The organism is Pseudarthrobacter sp. IC2-21, from assembly GCF_034048115.1.
Taxonomy (GTDB): Bacteria; Actinomycetota; Actinomycetes; order Actinomycetales; family Micrococcaceae; genus Arthrobacter; species Arthrobacter naphthalenicus.
This window is the reverse complement of the sequence record NZ_CP139145.1, coordinates 3,822,942-3,838,370: the sequence shown is the minus strand read 5'-3', so window position 1 is coordinate 3,838,370 and position 15,429 is coordinate 3,822,942. Positions and strand designations below refer to the sequence as shown.

Sequence of the window (15,429 nt, the reverse complement as noted above, 5' to 3'; positions counted from 1 at the left end):
GTGGATGCGCAAGCGGATCACGGAAGAACAAGCCCGGCTCCTGGCGGCCTGGCTTGGTTCCTTCAGCGTGGTGCGGGATTACAGCTGGCCCCTGCAGGACACCACCGTCCTCCACGTCCGGACGGTCTCCGGCGAGGAACTCATCGTCAAGGCGAGCACCACCAGCCACCACATCCGCCGCGAAATTGCGGCCCACGGCGCCACGCCTGCAGCCGCCGGCGGCACACACCTGACCGGCCGGGTCCCTGACCTGCGGCACGCTTCGGCCGAGGCCGGGATCCCGGTGACAGGGTTCCTGCCGGGGACGCTGGTGGAAGGAACTCCCGCCGAGGATGACCCCGAAACGTACCGGCAGGCTGGATCGCTGCTGGCACGGATCCACCGGCCGGCCGGTGAGTCCAGGCACTATGCCAAGGCCCTGACCGCCAAGACCTGGTCGTGGCTGGACTGTGCACGCGGGCTCGTGCCGGAGGGGCAGCTCACCAGTCTCGCGCAGGAGCTTGGCGCGTTGCGGCCGGGGGCGGTGCAGCTGGTCTCCACGCACGGCGATTATCAGCCGCGCAACTGGCTGTACGACCATGGGCAGATCAAAGTCATCGATTTTGGCCGGGCCGACGCGCGTCCGTGGGTGCACGACCTCGTCCGGCTCAGCCATCAGCAGTTTGTTGGCAGACCCGGGCTCGAAGCCGCGTTTTATGACGGTCTGGGAAAGACCATGGGGCCTGAGGATGCCGACCTGTGGCGTCTGGAGAACCTGAACCAGGCCGTCGGCACGGTGGTCTGGGCGAACCAGGTTGGGGACGGCGCCTTTGAGCAGTCCGGACGGACCATGGTGGCGCGCGTGGTGGCCGCCACCCGAGGAATCCGTCCCGCGGGCAATCCCTGCTAGTGTCCTCCCGGGGGACATCGCGAAGACTGCCTGAAGGAGCCGGGAATGTTCGTTAAAGTGTGTGGGCTCAGTACGCCTGAAGCTGTCCACGAAGCAGTTAATGCCGGGGCGGACGCCGTCGGGTTTGTCCTCACCGCGAGCCCCCGGGTCGTGTCGCCGCCGCAGGCTGCTGCCCTGCTGGGCGGCGTTCCTGAGGGCGTCGCCGCCGTCGGAGTGTTCCGGGATGAACCCGCCGCGGACGCCGTGGCCATTGCCCGCGCCGCCGGACTTGAGTGGGTGCAGCTGCACGGGGAGCGTACGGCGGAGGACGTCAAAACAGTGCACGACGCCGGGATGAAGCTGATCCGCGCCGTCACCATGAGTGCCGCGCCGGAAGCGTTCGGCAACTGGGGTGAGGAACTCCTCCTCATCGATGCCGCCGTGCCGGGATCCGGGGAAGCCTGGGACTACGGCTCCGTGGCGGCCATTCCGGCTTTGACGGGGCGCCGTTGGCTGCTGGCCGGCGGCCTTGATCCGGAGAACGTCAGCCAGGCCGCCACAGCGGCAGTCGCCTGGGGCGTCGATGTCTCCTCAGGAGTGGAAGCGTCGCGCGGGGTCAAGGACCTGGATAAGATCCGGGCTTTTGTGAAGGCAGCCAAAGCCTGACCGAACGCTCCGGTTGCCCCTTACCGGTAGAACTCAGGGGACAATCAGGGCATACCCCGATCTCTTTGTCAGACCCTGCAGGGCACAATGGACAGATGAAGACACTGCTCAACATCATCTGGCTCGTTTTCGGCGGATTCTGGCTGGCCCTGGGCTACTTCGCGGCGGGCGTTATCTGCTGCCTGCTCATCGTGACCATCCCCTGGGGCATCGCCTCGTTCCGGATCGCGGCGTACACCCTGTGGCCCTTCGGCCGGATGGTGGTGGACAAGCCGGGCGGGACAGGCGTGTTCTCACTGCTGGGCAATGTCATCTGGCTTGTGGTTGCCGGCATCTGGATCGCGATCGGCCACGTGGTGACGGCCTTCGCCATGGCGGTCACCATCATCGGCATCCCGCTGGCCATCGCCAACCTGAAGCTCATCCCGGTGAGCCTGATGCCGCTGGGCAAGCAGATCGTGCCCACCGACAGGCCGTTCATCACGGCCTACCGCTAAGCGGCACTCAGGCGAGCTCGCCCCGGAGGTTCCGGCGCGCGGCGTCCAGCCACAGCTCCCGTGCCCGCTGGCTATGGAAGAGCGGGTCCAGTTCCAGCAGGTGACGGACGACGGCGGCGCGTCCGGCCGCGAAGTCGGCGTCGCCCACGTGCGCGTAGTCTTCCCGGACGGCGGCCACGTACCGGGCGTATGCCTCCGGTTCGCCGCCGAGGACTGAAAGGTCCGCGTCGCAGAGGAGGGCGCCGTCGTCGTCCCCTGGTTCCGGACGGTGGTCCGACGTCAGCAGCACCAGCCGCGCCACCTCCGCCACCTCGGCCGGCGGCAGCCCCGTCCCGGACAGCCGGACCTCGGCCAGCCGGGCGGATTCCTCCTCGTCCTGGCCCGCGACCCCGCGGTACACGGCGTCATGGAACCACGCCGCCAGCAGCACGGTCCGCGGCGGATCGGCGGGGTCGGTGAGCAGGTCCAAGGCCTCAAGGACAGCCAGCAGGTGGGTGCGCCCGTGGTACCTGCGGTGCTCCTCGCCCCACCGGTCCAGAAGGTCCAGGAAGAGGGCATCGTGGCCGGGCATGATGCTTTCCCAGCGGTTCAGGAGCGGCACTTTCAGGGACTTGCTCCGCTGCCGGGCAGGGATTCGCAGGCCGCTGGCGATGAGCTTGCGGACCAGGATCCGGGCTTCCACCGGTACGGCGCCCGCGGCCACCAGGTCATCAAACCTGCGCTCCGGCACATCGTAGTGGTCGCCGTCGAACGCGCGGTCCGGGATGCCGGCCGCGGCAGCGAAGGCGTGCAGTTCCGCCAGTGAGCTGTCCGAGACCAGATGCGAAAAGTGCGTATCGTGAGCCGGCCACAGCGGCGGATCGATGTATATCAAGTTCTCCATTCTGAGCCCCGGAACCGTTCGGACGCCTGCTGAAAAGATCCTAGCGCCGCTCGGGTGCCTCGTCCCATCATTCGGAACTCCAGACCTTGTGCCGACAACACGCGGCCGGGAGAACCTCAACGTCCCGGAGATATTCCCCACCGGAGCTCTCCCTCTGCAACTGTGGGTGTGAAGGACAGCGCAGGTTGGCCAGTCCGCAGGCTCAACAGAGTGTCAGCCAAAAGAGCTTCAAGAGATGGCCAAATCGCCGGGCGCCAATCGGCTTCCTCCTTGAAATATTCACTTATGCAGCCGTGCCGCCGTCCCTTTCTGAGGTCGATAAACAGGAAGTCGCCGGAACCGTCGTCTGCGACCGGGAGGAAGGATGAAATGAACATAGAAACCCTGGTACCGGCCTCTTCGGCTGCAGCACGTGCCGGGTCGTACGGTTGATGGGGCGTGGGCGCAAGAGTACCGCTGTAAGCTTCGTGGACGGCGCGCAGATTCAAGTAAAGAGGCGACCTCTTCTCGCGTTCGTCCAAGGCATTTGCTTCCTCTCCAACCCGCGCCCAGATGTCGAGCAACATTTGTTGTGTCTTCCCCGCTTCTTTCAGTGGGAGCGGCCGATAGTTCGGGAAGATGTACCCTGCGGTTGACGGCTCGGCGCCGTCGAAGAGCAGGTACAGAGTCGACAGGTCTTTGTGCCATCCGGTGGGTGCTGCCTGTTCAAATGAGCGAATAAGCGCTTCGGGCGCGGGGGCTCGTATGGTCCGGGCTGTTTCTGGTGCGTTAACGCTCAGCCACTCAACAATTTCAGTCCACACTTTCTGAATCCCCATGCCGCGAATCTACCCGCCATTCCTGAGCATGGACGCGGAAAAGCTTCAGCAATTCTTTCCAGGAAGAAACACGGGCCCAGGGAGGGAGCCAGGGCCGCACCTCGGCCAGTGAACTACGGCGGATCCAGGTAAATCACCATGGAGAAAGTCTAGTTCCGGCCCCTCTGCCGGTTCCGGAAGAAGCCCCACCGTTGATATTCGCCCGGGGAAGGCGGATGATCAGCACACACGCCGCCTGTTCAAAGGGGAGGTTCCAGTGGAGATGCCAGAGGACGCCCGGTTGCAGGGCGAACCAGTGTCCCTGTGGCTCGACTCCGCCGGGGAAACCGACTATCCCAAACTTGACCGGGATATCGAGGTGGACGTGGCAGTCATCGGGGCCGGCGTCGCCGGGCTGACGGCCGCGTTGGCCCTCAAACGGGCCGGGCGCAGTGTCGCGGTGATTGAAGCTGCCAGGGTGGGAACCGGCGTCACCGGCCACACCACCGGCAAGGTCACCTCGTTGCACCGGCTCGCCTACACCGAGCTCGCCCGCAACCACGGAGCCGACACCGCGCGCAGCTACGGCCAGGCCAACCAGGGCGCAATCGAACACATCCGGCGGCTGGTGGCGGAGGAGAGCATCGACTGCGGCTTCCGCCAGGTTGACAACTACACCTACGCCGAATCCGAGGACGCCCTGGCGGAAGTCCGCGCCGAAGCGGATCTCGCTGCGGGCCTCGGCCTTCCCTCGACGTTCACCACGGATGTGCCGCTGCCGTTCCCCGTCAAGGGCGCGGTCCGCTTCGACGGGCAGGCACAGTTCCATGCAGTGGAGTACCTCCAGGGCCTGGCACGCGCGGTTGACGGGGAGGGCAGCTTCGTGTTCGAACAGACCCGGGCTTTGCAGGTCCACGACGGCGCCCCGGGTGTGGTGGAATCCGAAGGCGGCACGGTCCGGGCCCGGGACATCATCGTGGCCACGAATGTGCCGTTCGCTGACATGGGCAGCTTCAAGGACCGGTGTCAGCCGCACCGTTCCTACATCGTGGCCGGCCGTGTGGACAGCCCGCCGGCTGAGGCCACGTTCATCAGCGTGGATGAGCCGATGCGTTCCATCCTGACCGTCAGCATCGGCGGCCAGACGTACGTCCTGGTCGGCGGCGAAGGCCATCCCGCGTCCGAATCCGGCGACACCGCCCGGCGGTACGGCAGGCTTGCGGCATTCGCACGCGACAGGCTCGGCGTCCGTGAGGTCTCCCACCGCTGGTCCACGCAGGACAACCTGCCGGCGGACGGTCTGCCCTATGTTGGGCTGATGTCCGCGGAGGCCAAGCATCTGTATGTCATCACCGGACTGCGCAAGTGGGGCCTGACGAACGGAACAGCCGCCGCCCTCATCCTCACCGACCTCATCAGCGGCCGGGACAACCCCTGGGCCGCGGTGTTCGACAGCAACCGAACCACCGGGACGGCCAGTGCCGGCGCGCGGGGCGACGGGAAAGCGACCGCGGAGCCGGCCGGCGAGGCCACGCCCGCGCCCGGGAAGCTCGGCCGGGCACCGGAACAGATTACGCTGGCTCCCGGGGAAGGAACCGTCATTGACGTCGGCGGCCAGAGCACGGCGGTCTACAAGGACACCGGCGGCCGGATCCATTCCCTGTCCGCCATCTGTACCCACCTTGGCTGCACCGTGGAGTTCAATCCTGCCGACACTACCTGGGACTGCCCCTGCCACGGCTCCCGCTTCGCCGCGGACGGCGCGGTCATCCACGGACCCGCCACCACTAACCTCCCGCCCGGACCGGAGCACTTACCGGAAAGCCTGACGTAGGCCCAGAAACCGCAAATGCGGACTATTATGGCCAAATGCCCACGATTCGCGTTTCCGAAGCGGCCAGGTTCCTCGGCGTCAGCGATGACACCATCCGCCGCTGGACGGACAACGGCACCCTGACCGCCATCAAAGACGACGCCGGCCGGCTGGCAGTGGACGGGCTGGAACTGGCCACGCATGCCCAGAAACTCGCTCAGCTTCCCGATGATCCGCACCGCGCCGGCAGCTCGGCACGCAACCGCTTTGTCGGCCTGGTCACCGGCATCACGGCGGATAAGGTCATGGCGCAGGTTGAGCTGCAGTGCGGCCCGTTCCGGGTGGTCTCGCTCATGAGCAGCGAAGCCGTCCGCGACCTCGGCCTGGAACTCGGTTCGGTGGCCACCGCCGTGGTCAAGGCCACCACGGTCATCATCGAGACCCCGCACGGCAAGGGCTCCGCATGAGGCGCGCCGTGATGGCGCTGGTCCTCGCACTGGCACTCGCCGGCTGTTCCCCGGCAGGGCAGGGCGGCACGGCAGGGCAGGGCGGCACGGCAGGCCAGGAAGGAACGGGCGACGGCGGCACGTCCGGCGCTGCGGGCAGCGTCACCGTCTTCGCCGCGGCGTCACTCAAAACGGCCTTCACGGGCATCGCCAAAAAGTTCGAGGCGGCCAACCCGGGAACAGGCGTCACCCTCAGTTTCGCCGGCTCCGCGGACCTGGTCACCCAGATCACCCAGGGCGCTCCGGCCGACGTCTTTGCCTCCGCGGACACGCGCAACATGGACAAACTCAAAGCCGCCGATCTAGTGGCGGGCACGCCCGGCAACTTCGCCACCAACACCCTGACCATCGTGGTTCCCCCCGGCAACCCGGCCCGCATCACCGGCTTCAGCGATCTCGCCAGATCCGGCGTGAAGGTGGTGGCCTGCGCCAGCCAGGTGCCCTGCGGTGCCGCCGCCACAGCCATCGAGCAGGAAACCCGCACCGCCCTCAGCCCGGTCAGCGAGGAATCCTCGGTCACCGATGTCCTGGGCAAGGTCACGTCCGGGGAAGCCGACGCGGGGCTCGTCTACGTCACCGACGCCAAAGGCGCGGGTCCAAAGGTGCAGGAGATCCCCTTTCAAGAAGCGGCCAAAGCCATCAACACCTATCCCATTGCCGTAGTGCGGGGCGCGCGAAACAAGCCGCTGGCTGACCGGTTCGTGGACTTCGTCCGCGGCCCGGAAGGCCAGGCCGTACTGGCCGCTGCCGGCTTCGGCGCGCCGTGAGCGGGCGCGTCAGTGCCCGCAGAGGCGCCACGTACACCGGCATTCCCGGCTGGATCTACGCTGTGGCGGCGGCCGGCGCACTGCTCGTGGTCCTCCCGGTCGTCGCCATGGTGGCCAAGGTCAACTGGGCCAACTTCATTCCCCTGGTCACCTCGGAGCCCTCCCTCACCGCGCTGGGGCTGAGCCTTCGCACGTCGGCCGCGAGTACTGTCCTGTGCATTATTCTGGGGGTCTCGCTCGCCCTGGTGCTGGCCCGCGGGAGCTTCCCGGGCCAGCGGGTGCTGCGCTCACTGGTCCTGCTGCCGCTGGTGCTGCCGCCGGTGGTGGGCGGCATTGCGCTGCTGTATACGTTTGGCCGGATGGGCCTGCTGGGCCGGGCGCTGGAGGTGGCGGGGCTGCAGATTGCGTTCTCCACCACTGCGGTGGTGCTGGCCCAGACGTTTGTTGCCCTGCCGTTCCTGGTGGTCAGCCTGGAGGGCGCGCTGCGCATCGCCGGGCCCAAATACGAAGCCGTGGCCGCCACCCTCGGCGCCAGCCCCGCCACTGTGCTGCGGCGGGTCACGCTGCCGCTGGTGCTGCCGGGCCTGGCGTCCGGCGCGGTGCTCTCCTTCGCGCGCAGCCTGGGTGAATTCGGCGCCACCCTCACGTTCGCGGGCAGCCTGCAGGGGGTGACCCGGACCCTGCCGCTGGAGATTTACCTGCAGCGCGAAACGGACGCGGACGCCGCCGTCGCGCTTTCCCTGGTCCTCGTGGCAGTGGCACTGGCCGTGGTGGCGCTCGCGTACCGGGGCCCGCGGGCGGGCCGGCCGGCAGGGGCCGGGAGCACGACGGCGGCGCCCGCCCACAGCGGTGACGTCCGGTGACGTTCGTGGTTCAGGCAGCCGTGGAGCAGCGCGGATTCGACGTGTCCCTCCGGGTCGGGCCGGGCGAAACGGTGGCCGTGATGGGGGCCAACGGCGCGGGCAAATCCACCCTGCTCAACATCATTGCGGGCCTGCTGCACCCCGATTCGGGCAGGGCGGAGCTGGACGGCAGGATCCTCTTCGACCTCACCGCCGGGCGCGGTGCGTGGACGGCGCCGCACCGCCGCGGCACCGCCCTGCTGGCCCAGGAACCCCTGCTGTTTCCGCACCTGAGCGTGCTGGACAACGTGGCGTTCGGGCCGCGGAGTGCCGGCGCCCCGAAGGACGCCGCCCGGGCGGCCGCTTTTCGGTGGCTGGCGGAGGTGGAGGCCACCGACCTCCAGACGCGCCGCCCGTCGGAGCTGTCCGGCGGCCAGGCGCAGCGCGTGGCTGTGGCCCGGGCGCTCGCGGCCGATCCGGGGCTGCTGCTGCTGGACGAGCCCATGGCCGCACTGGACATCCACGCCGCCCCGCTGCTCCGGCGTCTCCTGAAGCGCGTCCTGGCTGGCCGACGCGCCGTGATCATCACCCACGACGTCCTGGATGCCCTGATGCTCGCGGACCGTGTGGTGGTCCTGGAAAACGGCAGGATCAGCGAGGAAGGCCCCACCCGCGAGGTCCTGCAGCGGCCGCGCAGCCGGTTCGCCGCCGGGCTCGCCGGGCTCAATTTCCTGTCCGGCGAGGTCACCGAACACGGCCTGCACTCCGGCGGCCTGAACCTCTACGGCCAGCACCACGACGTCCCCGGCCCCCTGCCCGCGGGGCAGCCGGGCGTGGCGGTCTTCCCGCCGTCGGCCGTTTCCGTTTTCCTGTCCGAAGCGCACGGCAGCCCGCGCAACGCCTTCCGGGTGACCATCACGGACCTGGAGCCGCACGGCGACCAGATCCGCGTCCGCGCGGGCGAAAGCGGCCGGCTGAGCGCGGACATCACCCCGGCCGCCGCCGCCGATCTGGGCCTCGCGCCCGGCATGGAGGTGTACTTCGTGATCAAGGCCGGCGCCGTGTCCATCTACCCGGCCTGAACCCCGGCCGCCCCTGCCCCACACCGCTGCCCTTGCCCCACCCGACGCTCTCTCACTTAATGTGGCTTTTTGTCGAACGCTCTCTCACTTGATGCGCCCCCGGCGCGGGTAGGCTGGTCAGCGTCGTCCGGACGCGGCGGTATGGGGGGAGAATCATGAAGGTTCGGGTCAGCCGTTCGCGCGGCAGAAAATGGACGACGGCGGCTGCCGCCCTTGCGCTGCTGGCAGCCCTGAGCGGTTGCAGCCTGTTTCCGTCACCGGCGCCTCTCCCGGACATCGCCCCGGCCACCCCCGTTTCAGCGCTGCCGCCGGAATGTCCGTTTGTTGGGAAGAACGACCTGACTCCCGTACGAATCCCCCTCGGCACCCCGCGCGAAACGATCGGCAGCGTCCTCAACGCCTACAGCGGCTGGCTTAATGCCGGTTCCGAGCTGGTCGCCGCCTGGAGCCCGGGCAGCGCAGTCCCGGAAACCTGTGTTGAGAGGCTCGCGTCCAGATACGCGGATGCCTACTCCACCACCTCGTTCACGTCGCACAGAGATGTGGCCTGGCAGGACTACTTTGCCGCGGTGAAGGTGATGAACCAGCAGAACCTGGCCGCCATCCGCTCTGCGGCCCCGGAAAGCAGCGGACGGGGGAAGTTTGAACTGCTCCAGGAGATCGATTCGAGCGCCACGGACAGCGGCACGTTCCTGAAGTTCGATGCCGTCTACCGCCCGGTGGTTGCCGGCCAGGGCAGCTGGGAGGACCTGGACAAGACCACCCGCTGGTATGTGGAACTGGTCCCCGCGGGGGAGTTCCTGGTGATCAACTACATCGAGACCAAACCCGCGGCCGGCTACTAAAAGGCTGGCCACAAGCCGGCTGCGGGCACTTAAGCTGGATTTGTCTCAACGGTTAACCTGCGGACCAAGGAGTGAAGGACATGCCTAAAACCGGCAAGAACGATCACGCCCGCAAGGACGAGCTGCCCTCGACCCTGCAGCGTTCCGAGCAAAAAGCCCAGGACACTTTCGCCAAAACCTACGATTCCGCCCTCGAGTCCTACGACAACGACGAGAGCCGGGCGGCGCGTGCAGCGTACGCCTCGCTGAAACACAGCTACGAAAAGGTGGGTGACCACTGGGAGCCGAAGGAAAAGCGCGGGCCCTCGGACAAGCGGGCAGCGGAGGGGGTTGATTCGGCCCAACCCACGGCCGGGGGCGTCGATGCCAATGCGTCGAAGGAGCACCTCTACAGGCGTGCGCAGGAACTGGACATCGATGGCCGGTCAAAAATGACCAAGGATGAGCTCGTCAAAGCACTGCAGAAGGCGAATGACGCCGCAACCCGGAAGGCCCGGGGGGACTAAGGGCCGCGGGACTAAACCTGGGGGACTAGCGGGAAGCGGCCCACCCCGCATCCGCCCCCAGTGCTACATGCCGGGCATGTCCAGGAACTCGTACACCTGGATGCTGGCCCCTGGCATCATCAGGTGCGGGTGCCCCTCAAGCAGGGCCTCGGCGCCGGCAAGGTCCTCGGCCTGCAGGATGCCGTAGCCGCCAATGTGGTTGCCGCTGCTGACCTCGGTAGCGCCCGTTGCGGTGATTTCCCGGCCCTCCCCCAGGGGGCTGCCCATGTCCACAATCCCGCTTCCGGCGCGGTCCGCCCACTCCATCCAGGCCTTCATGCCCTCCTGCGCGGCTTCCGGCGAACTCTGCGCCATCTGGGCCTGGGCTGACTGCGGTGCGACGTAAAGAACAGCAAACTTCTTCATGGCTTACCTCCGCTGGAGTGCGCCGGCGGAACGGTGGTCCCCGGTCACACATCGATCCTAGGTTGATCGCCCCGGCGGCGATACAGTGCAAGGACACCGCTTCCGGGCGACCGGGCGATGATGCCGAAGGTCGGGTTCGCTGTGGGCAAAATCTGCTCTCCGTCTGACGGGAATCAAAGTTGAGCGTAGTACACTCAACTTAGCGAAAACGCTCATTCGGAAGGAGCTCTCTTTGGATTTCAAACCCACCACCAAGAGCCAGGAGGCTCTTTCGGCGGCAGCCATGAATGCCTCCACCATCGGCAACCCCCAGGTTGAGCCTGCACACCTGCTCAAGGCCCTGATGGATCAGCGGGAGGGCGTGGCCGTGGCACTGCTGCGCGCAACAGGCGCTGACCCGGACGCCGTCAGCGTCCAGGCAAGCAGCGCCATCAAGGCGTTGCCCGCAACCTCGGGCGGCTCAGCGCAGCAGGCGCAGCTGTCGCGGCCTGCCCTGCAAGCCATCCAAAACGCCAAGAACGAGGCCGACCGCCTCGGTGACACCTTTGTGTCCACCGAAGTGCTGCTGCTGGGGCTCTCCGCCGGAAGTGACGCCGTCGGGCGGTTATTGCGCGACGCCGGCGCCTCCCATGAAGCGCTCCTCGCCGCCCTGCCGGGTGTCCGCGGTGACCGTAAAGTCACCAGCCCGGACCCCGAGAATACGTTCCAGTCTTTGGAGAAGTTCGGCACTGACCTCACCGCGATGGCGCGGTCGGGCAAGCTGGACCCGGTGATCGGCCGCGACACCGAGATCCGCCGCATCATCCAGGTGCTGAGCCGCCGGACCAAGAACAACCCCGTCATCATTGGCGAGCCCGGCGTTGGGAAGACGGCTGTGGTGGAAGGCCTGGCCCAGCGGATCGTGGCCAATGACGTCCCGGAAAGCCTGCGCGGCAAGACCCTGATCGCCCTGGATCTGGCCTCCATGGTCGCCGGCGCGAAGTACCGCGGCGAGTTCGAGGAGCGGCTTAAGGCCGTCCTGGAGGAAATCAAAAGCTCCGAAGGGCAGATTGTCACCTTTATTGACGAGATCCACACGGTGGTGGGTGCGGGCGCCACGGGGGAGTCGTCCATGGATGCCGGCAACATGCTCAAGCCCATGCTGGCCCGTGGCGAGCTGCGCCTGATCGGGGCCACCACGCTGGATGAGTACCGCGAGAATATCGAGAAGGACCCGGCCCTGGAGCGCCGGTTCCAGCAGGTCTACGTCGGTGAGCCGAGCGTCGAGGACACCATCGGCATCCTCCGCGGCCTGAAGGAACGCTACGAGGCGCACCACAAAGTGACCATCGCGGACGCTGCCCTGGTGGCCGCAGCCACGCTGTCCAACCGCTACATTGCCGGCCGCCAGCTGCCGGACAAGGCCATCGACCTGGTGGACGAGGCCGCCTCCCGGCTGCGGATGGAAATCGACTCCGCCCCCGAGGAAATCGACCAGCTGCGCCGTGCCGTGGACCGGCTCACCATGGAGGAACTTGCCCTCGAGAATGAAAAGGACGCAGCCTCCGTGGAGCGGCTGGCTGCCCTCCGCGCGGACAAGGCCGACAAAACCGAAGAGCTGGATGCGCTCAACGCCCGCTGGGAAGCCGAAAAGGCGGGCCTGAACCGGGTGGGCGACCTGAAGGCGAAGCTGGACGAACTGCGTTCCACCTATGACAAGGCGGCGCGCGAAGGCGACCTGGAGACGGCCTCGCGGATCCTCTACGGCGAGATTCCCGCCGTCGAACGCGAACTCAGCGCAGCAGCAGCAGCCGAAGCAGCCGTCACCGACAAGCCGGCCCAGATGGTGGCCGAAGAGGTGACCGCGGACGACATCGCCGAGGTCATCTCGGCCTGGACCGGCATTCCCGCCGGCCGCATGCTGCAGGGCGAAAGCCAGAAGCTGCTGCACATGGAGGAGGAGTTGGGGAAGCGCCTGATCGGCCAGTCCAAGGCCGTGACCGCGGTGTCCGACGCCGTGCGGCGTGCCCGGGCAGGCATCAGTGACCCCAACCGGCCCACGGGTTCCTTCCTGTTCCTTGGCCCCACCGGCGTGGGCAAGACCGAACTCGCCAAGGCGCTCGCGGACTTCCTGTTCGACGACGAACACGCCATGGTGCGGATCGACATGTCCGAATACGGTGAGAAGCATTCGGTGGCCCGCCTTGTCGGCGCACCTCCGGGCTACGTCGGCTACGAGGAGGGTGGCCAGTTGACCGAAGCCGTCCGCCGCCGGCCGTATTCGGTGATCCTGCTCGACGAGGTGGAAAAGGCCCACCCGGAAGTCTTCGACATCCTGCTGCAGGTGCTCGACGACGGCCGCCTCACCGACGGCCAGGGCCGCACCGTGGACTTCCGCAACGTCATCCTGGTCCTGACCTCGAACCTGGGCAGCCAGTTCCTGGTGGACCCGACGCTCTCCGCCGATGCCAAGCGGAACGCCGTCATGGCCACCGTGAATGCCTCCTTCAAGCCGGAGTTCCTGAACCGGCTGGACGAAGTGGTCCTGTTCGATGCCCTCACCGTGGACGAGCTGTCCCACATCGTGGAACTGCAGGTGGCTGAACTCGGAAAGCGGCTGCATGACCGCAGGCTCACCCTGGAAGTGTCCGAGGCCGCCCGCGCCTGGCTGGCACTCTCCGGTTTCGATCCCGCATATGGTGCCCGGCCGCTCCGCCGGCTCGTGCAGCGCGAGATCGGCGACCGCCTGGCCAAGGCCATCCTGGCCGGAACGATCGCGGACGGCGACACCGTCCTCGTAGACACTGCTGCCGATGTCGACGAACTCACCATCGAGGGTCTTGAGGCGCCGGCAGGGCCCGACGGCGGCGCTCCCGCCGGCACCGGCCTGGTGGTCCGTCGCAAGGCGTAGGAAAGAACCGAAACGCGAAAATGCCCCCTCCGGATGGAGGGGGCATTTTCGCGTCCGGCCGGTTTTCGCTAGACGGCCGTGTAGCCGCCGTCGACCGGAATGGTCGCGCCCGTAATGAACTTGGCCTTGTCGCTCGCCAGGAAGGTGATGAGGTCCGCAACTTCCTGCGCCTCGCCCACGCGGCCGGCCGGGTGCAGTTTTGCGTACTGTTCGAGAGTGGGCTCGTCGATCAGCGGGGTGCGGATGACGCCCGGGGCCACCGCGTTCACGCGGATGCCCTCCTTCGCGTACATCGTCCCGGCGGCTCGGGTCATGTTCACAACGCCGCCCTTGGAGGCCGAGTACGCGATGTTGTTGGAGACAGCCACGAGGCCGAACATCGACGCGAGGTTAACCACAACGCCGCCCTGGCCCTGCTTGAGAAGCTGCTCGATGACGTACTTGTTGGTGTAGAAGACCCCCGAGTAGTCGATGCCGTTGGTGCGCTCCCAGTTTTCGACGGTCGAGGTGACGACGTCGCCCTCGCCGCCGACGCCCGCGGAGGCAACGGCAATGTCGACGCGGCCGAATTCCTCGACCGTCTTGGCGACGGCGGCCTCAACACTTTCCGCCTTCGCGACGTCGCCCTGGACAAACCTTGCGCCGATCTCGTCGGCCACTTCCTGCGACTTGGGGTTGAAATCGAAGATCATAACCTTCGCGCCTTCGGCGATGAAGGTCTTTGCGGTCGCGAGGCCGAGCCCCGATCCGCCGCCGGTAATGAATGCCACTTTGTTCTCGAGTTGCATGGTCAGTCCAATCTCTAAAGCGATGTCGCGGTCACGACCCTCAGGGTGTTCCCGCGGAACGCATCTTCATGCGTATGCATCTATCATCCCACTAATACTTGAAAAGTCAACTTTCGTCGCGGGCTGGTTGAGAAGTGTCACGCGCTGCGCGGGGGTGTTTAGGGCAGACTGGTGGAGTGAGCGGAATCCAGTGGGTGCTGCACGTCGATCTCGACCAGTTCATTGCCGCAGTCGAAGTGCTCAGGCGGCCGGAGCTTGCGGGCAGGCCGATCATTGTCGGCGGCCGGGGCGACCCCTCTGAAAGGGCCGTGGTGTCCACCGCCTCATACGAGGCCAGGGTGTTCGGTGTCAGTTCCGGAATGCCCCTGCGGATCGCCGCCCGAAAAGTGCCCGACGCCGTGATCCTGCCGGTCGATCACGAGGCCTACCTCGCAGCGTCTGAAACGGTCATGGCCACCTTGCGCGCTCAACCCGGCGCCACGGTGCAGGTGCTTGGTTGGGATGAGGCCTTTATTGGCACGGCCACGGCGGATCCTGAAGCCTACGCACGGCAGGTGCAGGCTGCTGTCCTGGGCCGGACGCAGCTGCACTGCAGCGTTGGCATTGGCGATACCCTGGTCCGCGCCAAGGTGGCCACCGGTTTTGGCAAGCCGGCCGGCATCTTCCGCCTTACTGCGGGGAACTGGCTTGAGGTCATGGGTCCCCGGCCCACCAGGGACCTCTGGGGCGTCGGCGCCAAGGTCTCCGGGAGGCTGGCAAAACTCGGCATCCACACTGTCGCCGAGCTAGCCGCGGCCGACCCGCTGGACCTGGTCCCTGAGTTCGGCCCCAGGATGGGTCCCTGGTATGCGGAGCTGGGGCGCGGAGACGGTGCCAGCGTGGTGGACGACACGCCGTGGGTGGCGCGGGGGCACAGCCGGGAGACCACGTTCCAGCAGGACCTGACCGATCCCCTGCAGGTGGACGGTGCAGTCAGGGAGCTGGCGGCGCGTGTCCTCGAGGATGTTGTGGCCGAAGGGCGTCCCGTGGTGGGGCTGACCCTCAAGGTCCGTTATGCGCCGTTCGCCACCACCACCCATGCCCGGAAAATCCCCGAGACCTACGACCGGAACGACATCCTGGCCCGCGCCCTGGACCTCGCGGCCGCGATCGAACCGGGCCGCCCCATCCGCCTCCTGGGGCTGCGGGCGGAGATGGCCATGCCGGAGGATGCCCGAAAGGGGCACACGCCTACGCGCGGCGGCTGGTGACGGCCAGGGCCACGCGGTGATGCG

At 67.1% G+C, this 15,429-nt stretch carries 16 protein-coding genes; 12 read left to right on the top strand and 4 right to left on the bottom strand.

Annotated elements, in window-relative coordinates; genetic code table 11:
• Positions 1-4: 4 nt before the first annotated feature.
• The 3 genes from SBP01_RS17795 to SBP01_RS17785 all read left to right on the top strand — a co-directional run bounded on the left by SBP01_RS17795 (position 5) and on the right by SBP01_RS17785 (position 2,031).
• Positions 5-889 (top strand): aminoglycoside phosphotransferase family protein, encoded by an 885-nt coding sequence (locus tag SBP01_RS17795; RefSeq protein ID WP_320536749.1) that lies wholly within the window; start codon positions 5-7, stop codon positions 887-889.
• Positions 890-934: 45 nt separating this feature from the next.
• Positions 935-1,534: a phosphoribosylanthranilate isomerase gene (locus tag SBP01_RS17790; protein ID WP_320536748.1), complete on the top strand. Its 600-nt coding sequence runs from the start codon at positions 935-937 to the stop codon at positions 1,532-1,534.
• Positions 1,535-1,629: 95 nt separating this feature from the next.
• Positions 1,630-2,031 carry a YccF domain-containing protein gene (locus SBP01_RS17785; protein ID WP_275214820.1) on the top strand — a complete coding sequence of 134 codons (402 nt, stop codon included), beginning with the start codon at positions 1,630-1,632 and terminating at the stop codon, positions 2,029-2,031.
• A 7-nt stretch (positions 2,032-2,038) separates the two neighbouring features.
• Here SBP01_RS17785 and SBP01_RS17780 read toward each other — a convergent pair whose 3' ends face one another.
• Both SBP01_RS17780 and SBP01_RS17775 read right to left on the bottom strand, forming a co-directional pair.
• Complete coding sequence (locus tag SBP01_RS17780) at positions 2,039-2,914, bottom strand: DUF4031 domain-containing protein (RefSeq protein ID WP_275214822.1); 876 nt, start codon at positions 2,912-2,914, stop codon at positions 2,039-2,041.
• Positions 2,915-3,030: 116 nt separating this feature from the next.
• On the bottom strand, positions 3,031-3,732 hold the full coding sequence (locus tag SBP01_RS17775) for an SMI1/KNR4 family protein (RefSeq protein WP_320536747.1): 702 nt from the start codon (positions 3,730-3,732) through the stop codon (positions 3,031-3,033).
• Between the two features lie 262 nt (positions 3,733-3,994).
• Between SBP01_RS17775 and SBP01_RS17770 the strand changes: the two genes are divergently transcribed.
• The 7 genes from SBP01_RS17770 to SBP01_RS17740 all read left to right on the top strand — a co-directional run bounded on the left by SBP01_RS17770 (position 3,995) and on the right by SBP01_RS17740 (position 10,072).
• On the top strand, positions 3,995-5,545 hold the full coding sequence (locus SBP01_RS17770) for an FAD-dependent oxidoreductase (protein ID WP_320538382.1): 1,551 nt from the start codon (positions 3,995-3,997) through the stop codon (positions 5,543-5,545).
• Positions 5,546-5,580: 35 nt separating this feature from the next.
• The gene (locus tag SBP01_RS17765) at positions 5,581-5,991 is read left to right on the top strand and encodes a TOBE domain-containing protein (RefSeq protein WP_275214826.1); all 411 of its coding nucleotides are present in this window, start codon (positions 5,581-5,583) and stop codon (positions 5,989-5,991) included.
• A complete protein-coding gene (modA, locus tag SBP01_RS17760) occupies positions 5,988-6,797 on the top strand; it encodes a molybdate ABC transporter substrate-binding protein (RefSeq protein WP_275214828.1) in 810 nt (269 codons plus the stop codon). The genes SBP01_RS17765 and modA overlap by 4 nt, the downstream gene beginning before the upstream one ends.
• Positions 6,794-7,660, top strand: a complete 867-nt coding sequence (locus SBP01_RS17755; protein ID WP_320536746.1) for an ABC transporter permease — start codon at positions 6,794-6,796, stop codon at positions 7,658-7,660. Before modA ends, SBP01_RS17755 begins: the two co-directional genes overlap by 4 nt.
• Entirely contained in the window at positions 7,657-8,721 is a 1,065-nt protein-coding gene (locus SBP01_RS17750; protein WP_320536745.1) for an ABC transporter ATP-binding protein, read from the top strand. The genes SBP01_RS17755 and SBP01_RS17750 overlap by 4 nt, the downstream gene beginning before the upstream one ends.
• A 155-nt stretch (positions 8,722-8,876) precedes the next feature.
• A complete protein-coding gene (locus SBP01_RS17745; RefSeq protein ID WP_320536744.1) occupies positions 8,877-9,566 on the top strand; it encodes a hypothetical protein in 690 nt (229 codons plus the stop codon).
• 80 nt (positions 9,567-9,646) lie between these two features.
• Complete coding sequence (locus tag SBP01_RS17740; protein ID WP_320536743.1) at positions 9,647-10,072, top strand: ChaB family protein; 426 nt, start codon at positions 9,647-9,649, stop codon at positions 10,070-10,072.
• Between the two features lie 63 nt (positions 10,073-10,135).
• On the opposite strand, the gene SBP01_RS17735 is transcribed toward SBP01_RS17740, so the two are convergent.
• Positions 10,136-10,477, bottom strand: coding sequence for a YciI family protein (locus tag SBP01_RS17735; RefSeq protein ID WP_275214833.1), 342 nt, complete (start codon positions 10,475-10,477; stop codon positions 10,136-10,138).
• 232 nt (positions 10,478-10,709) lie between these two features.
• On the opposite strand from SBP01_RS17735, the gene clpB reads away from it, so the two are divergent.
• Entirely contained in the window at positions 10,710-13,367 is a 2,658-nt protein-coding gene (gene clpB / locus SBP01_RS17730; RefSeq protein ID WP_275214834.1) for an ATP-dependent chaperone ClpB, read from the top strand.
• A gap of 68 nt (positions 13,368-13,435) precedes the next feature.
• On the opposite strand, the gene SBP01_RS17725 is transcribed toward clpB, so the two are convergent.
• Positions 13,436-14,155: an SDR family NAD(P)-dependent oxidoreductase gene (locus SBP01_RS17725; RefSeq protein WP_275214835.1), complete on the bottom strand. Its 720-nt coding sequence runs from the start codon at positions 14,153-14,155 to the stop codon at positions 13,436-13,438.
• A gap of 194 nt (positions 14,156-14,349) precedes the next feature.
• Between SBP01_RS17725 and SBP01_RS17720 the strand changes: the two genes are divergently transcribed.
• The gene (locus SBP01_RS17720; RefSeq protein WP_320538381.1) at positions 14,350-15,405 is read left to right on the top strand and encodes a DNA polymerase IV; all 1,056 of its coding nucleotides are present in this window, start codon (positions 14,350-14,352) and stop codon (positions 15,403-15,405) included.
• Positions 15,406-15,429: the final 24 nt, after the last annotated feature.

What these genes read in the sequence shown, in the direction of transcription:
- SBP01_RS17735 (WP_275214833.1), bottom strand. Translation starts at nt 10,477, where the DNA reads ATGAAGAAGTTTGCTGTTCTTTACGTCGCACCGCAGTCAGCCCAGGCC.
- SBP01_RS17795 (WP_320536749.1), top strand. Translation starts at nt 5, where the DNA reads ATGCGCAAGCGGATCACGGAAGAACAAGCCCGGCTCCTGGCGGCCTGG.
- SBP01_RS17790 (WP_320536748.1), top strand. Translation starts at nt 935, where the DNA reads ATGTTCGTTAAAGTGTGTGGGCTCAGTACGCCTGAAGCTGTCCACGAA.
- modA (WP_275214828.1), top strand. Translation starts at nt 5,988, where the DNA reads ATGAGGCGCGCCGTGATGGCGCTGGTCCTCGCACTGGCACTCGCCGGC.
- SBP01_RS17780 (WP_275214822.1), bottom strand. Translation starts at nt 2,914, where the DNA reads ATGGAGAACTTGATATACATCGATCCGCCGCTGTGGCCGGCTCACGAT.
- SBP01_RS17745 (WP_320536744.1), top strand. Translation starts at nt 8,877, where the DNA reads ATGAAGGTTCGGGTCAGCCGTTCGCGCGGCAGAAAATGGACGACGGCG.
- SBP01_RS17775 (WP_320536747.1), bottom strand. Translation starts at nt 3,732, where the DNA reads ATGGGGATTCAGAAAGTGTGGACTGAAATTGTTGAGTGGCTGAGCGTT.
- SBP01_RS17725 (WP_275214835.1), bottom strand. Translation starts at nt 14,155, where the DNA reads ATGCAACTCGAGAACAAAGTGGCATTCATTACCGGCGGCGGATCGGGG.
- SBP01_RS17765 (WP_275214826.1), top strand. Translation starts at nt 5,581, where the DNA reads ATGCCCACGATTCGCGTTTCCGAAGCGGCCAGGTTCCTCGGCGTCAGC.
- SBP01_RS17740 (WP_320536743.1), top strand. Translation starts at nt 9,647, where the DNA reads ATGCCTAAAACCGGCAAGAACGATCACGCCCGCAAGGACGAGCTGCCC.
- SBP01_RS17785 (WP_275214820.1), top strand. Translation starts at nt 1,630, where the DNA reads ATGAAGACACTGCTCAACATCATCTGGCTCGTTTTCGGCGGATTCTGG.
- SBP01_RS17770 (WP_320538382.1), top strand. Translation starts at nt 3,995, where the DNA reads ATGCCAGAGGACGCCCGGTTGCAGGGCGAACCAGTGTCCCTGTGGCTC.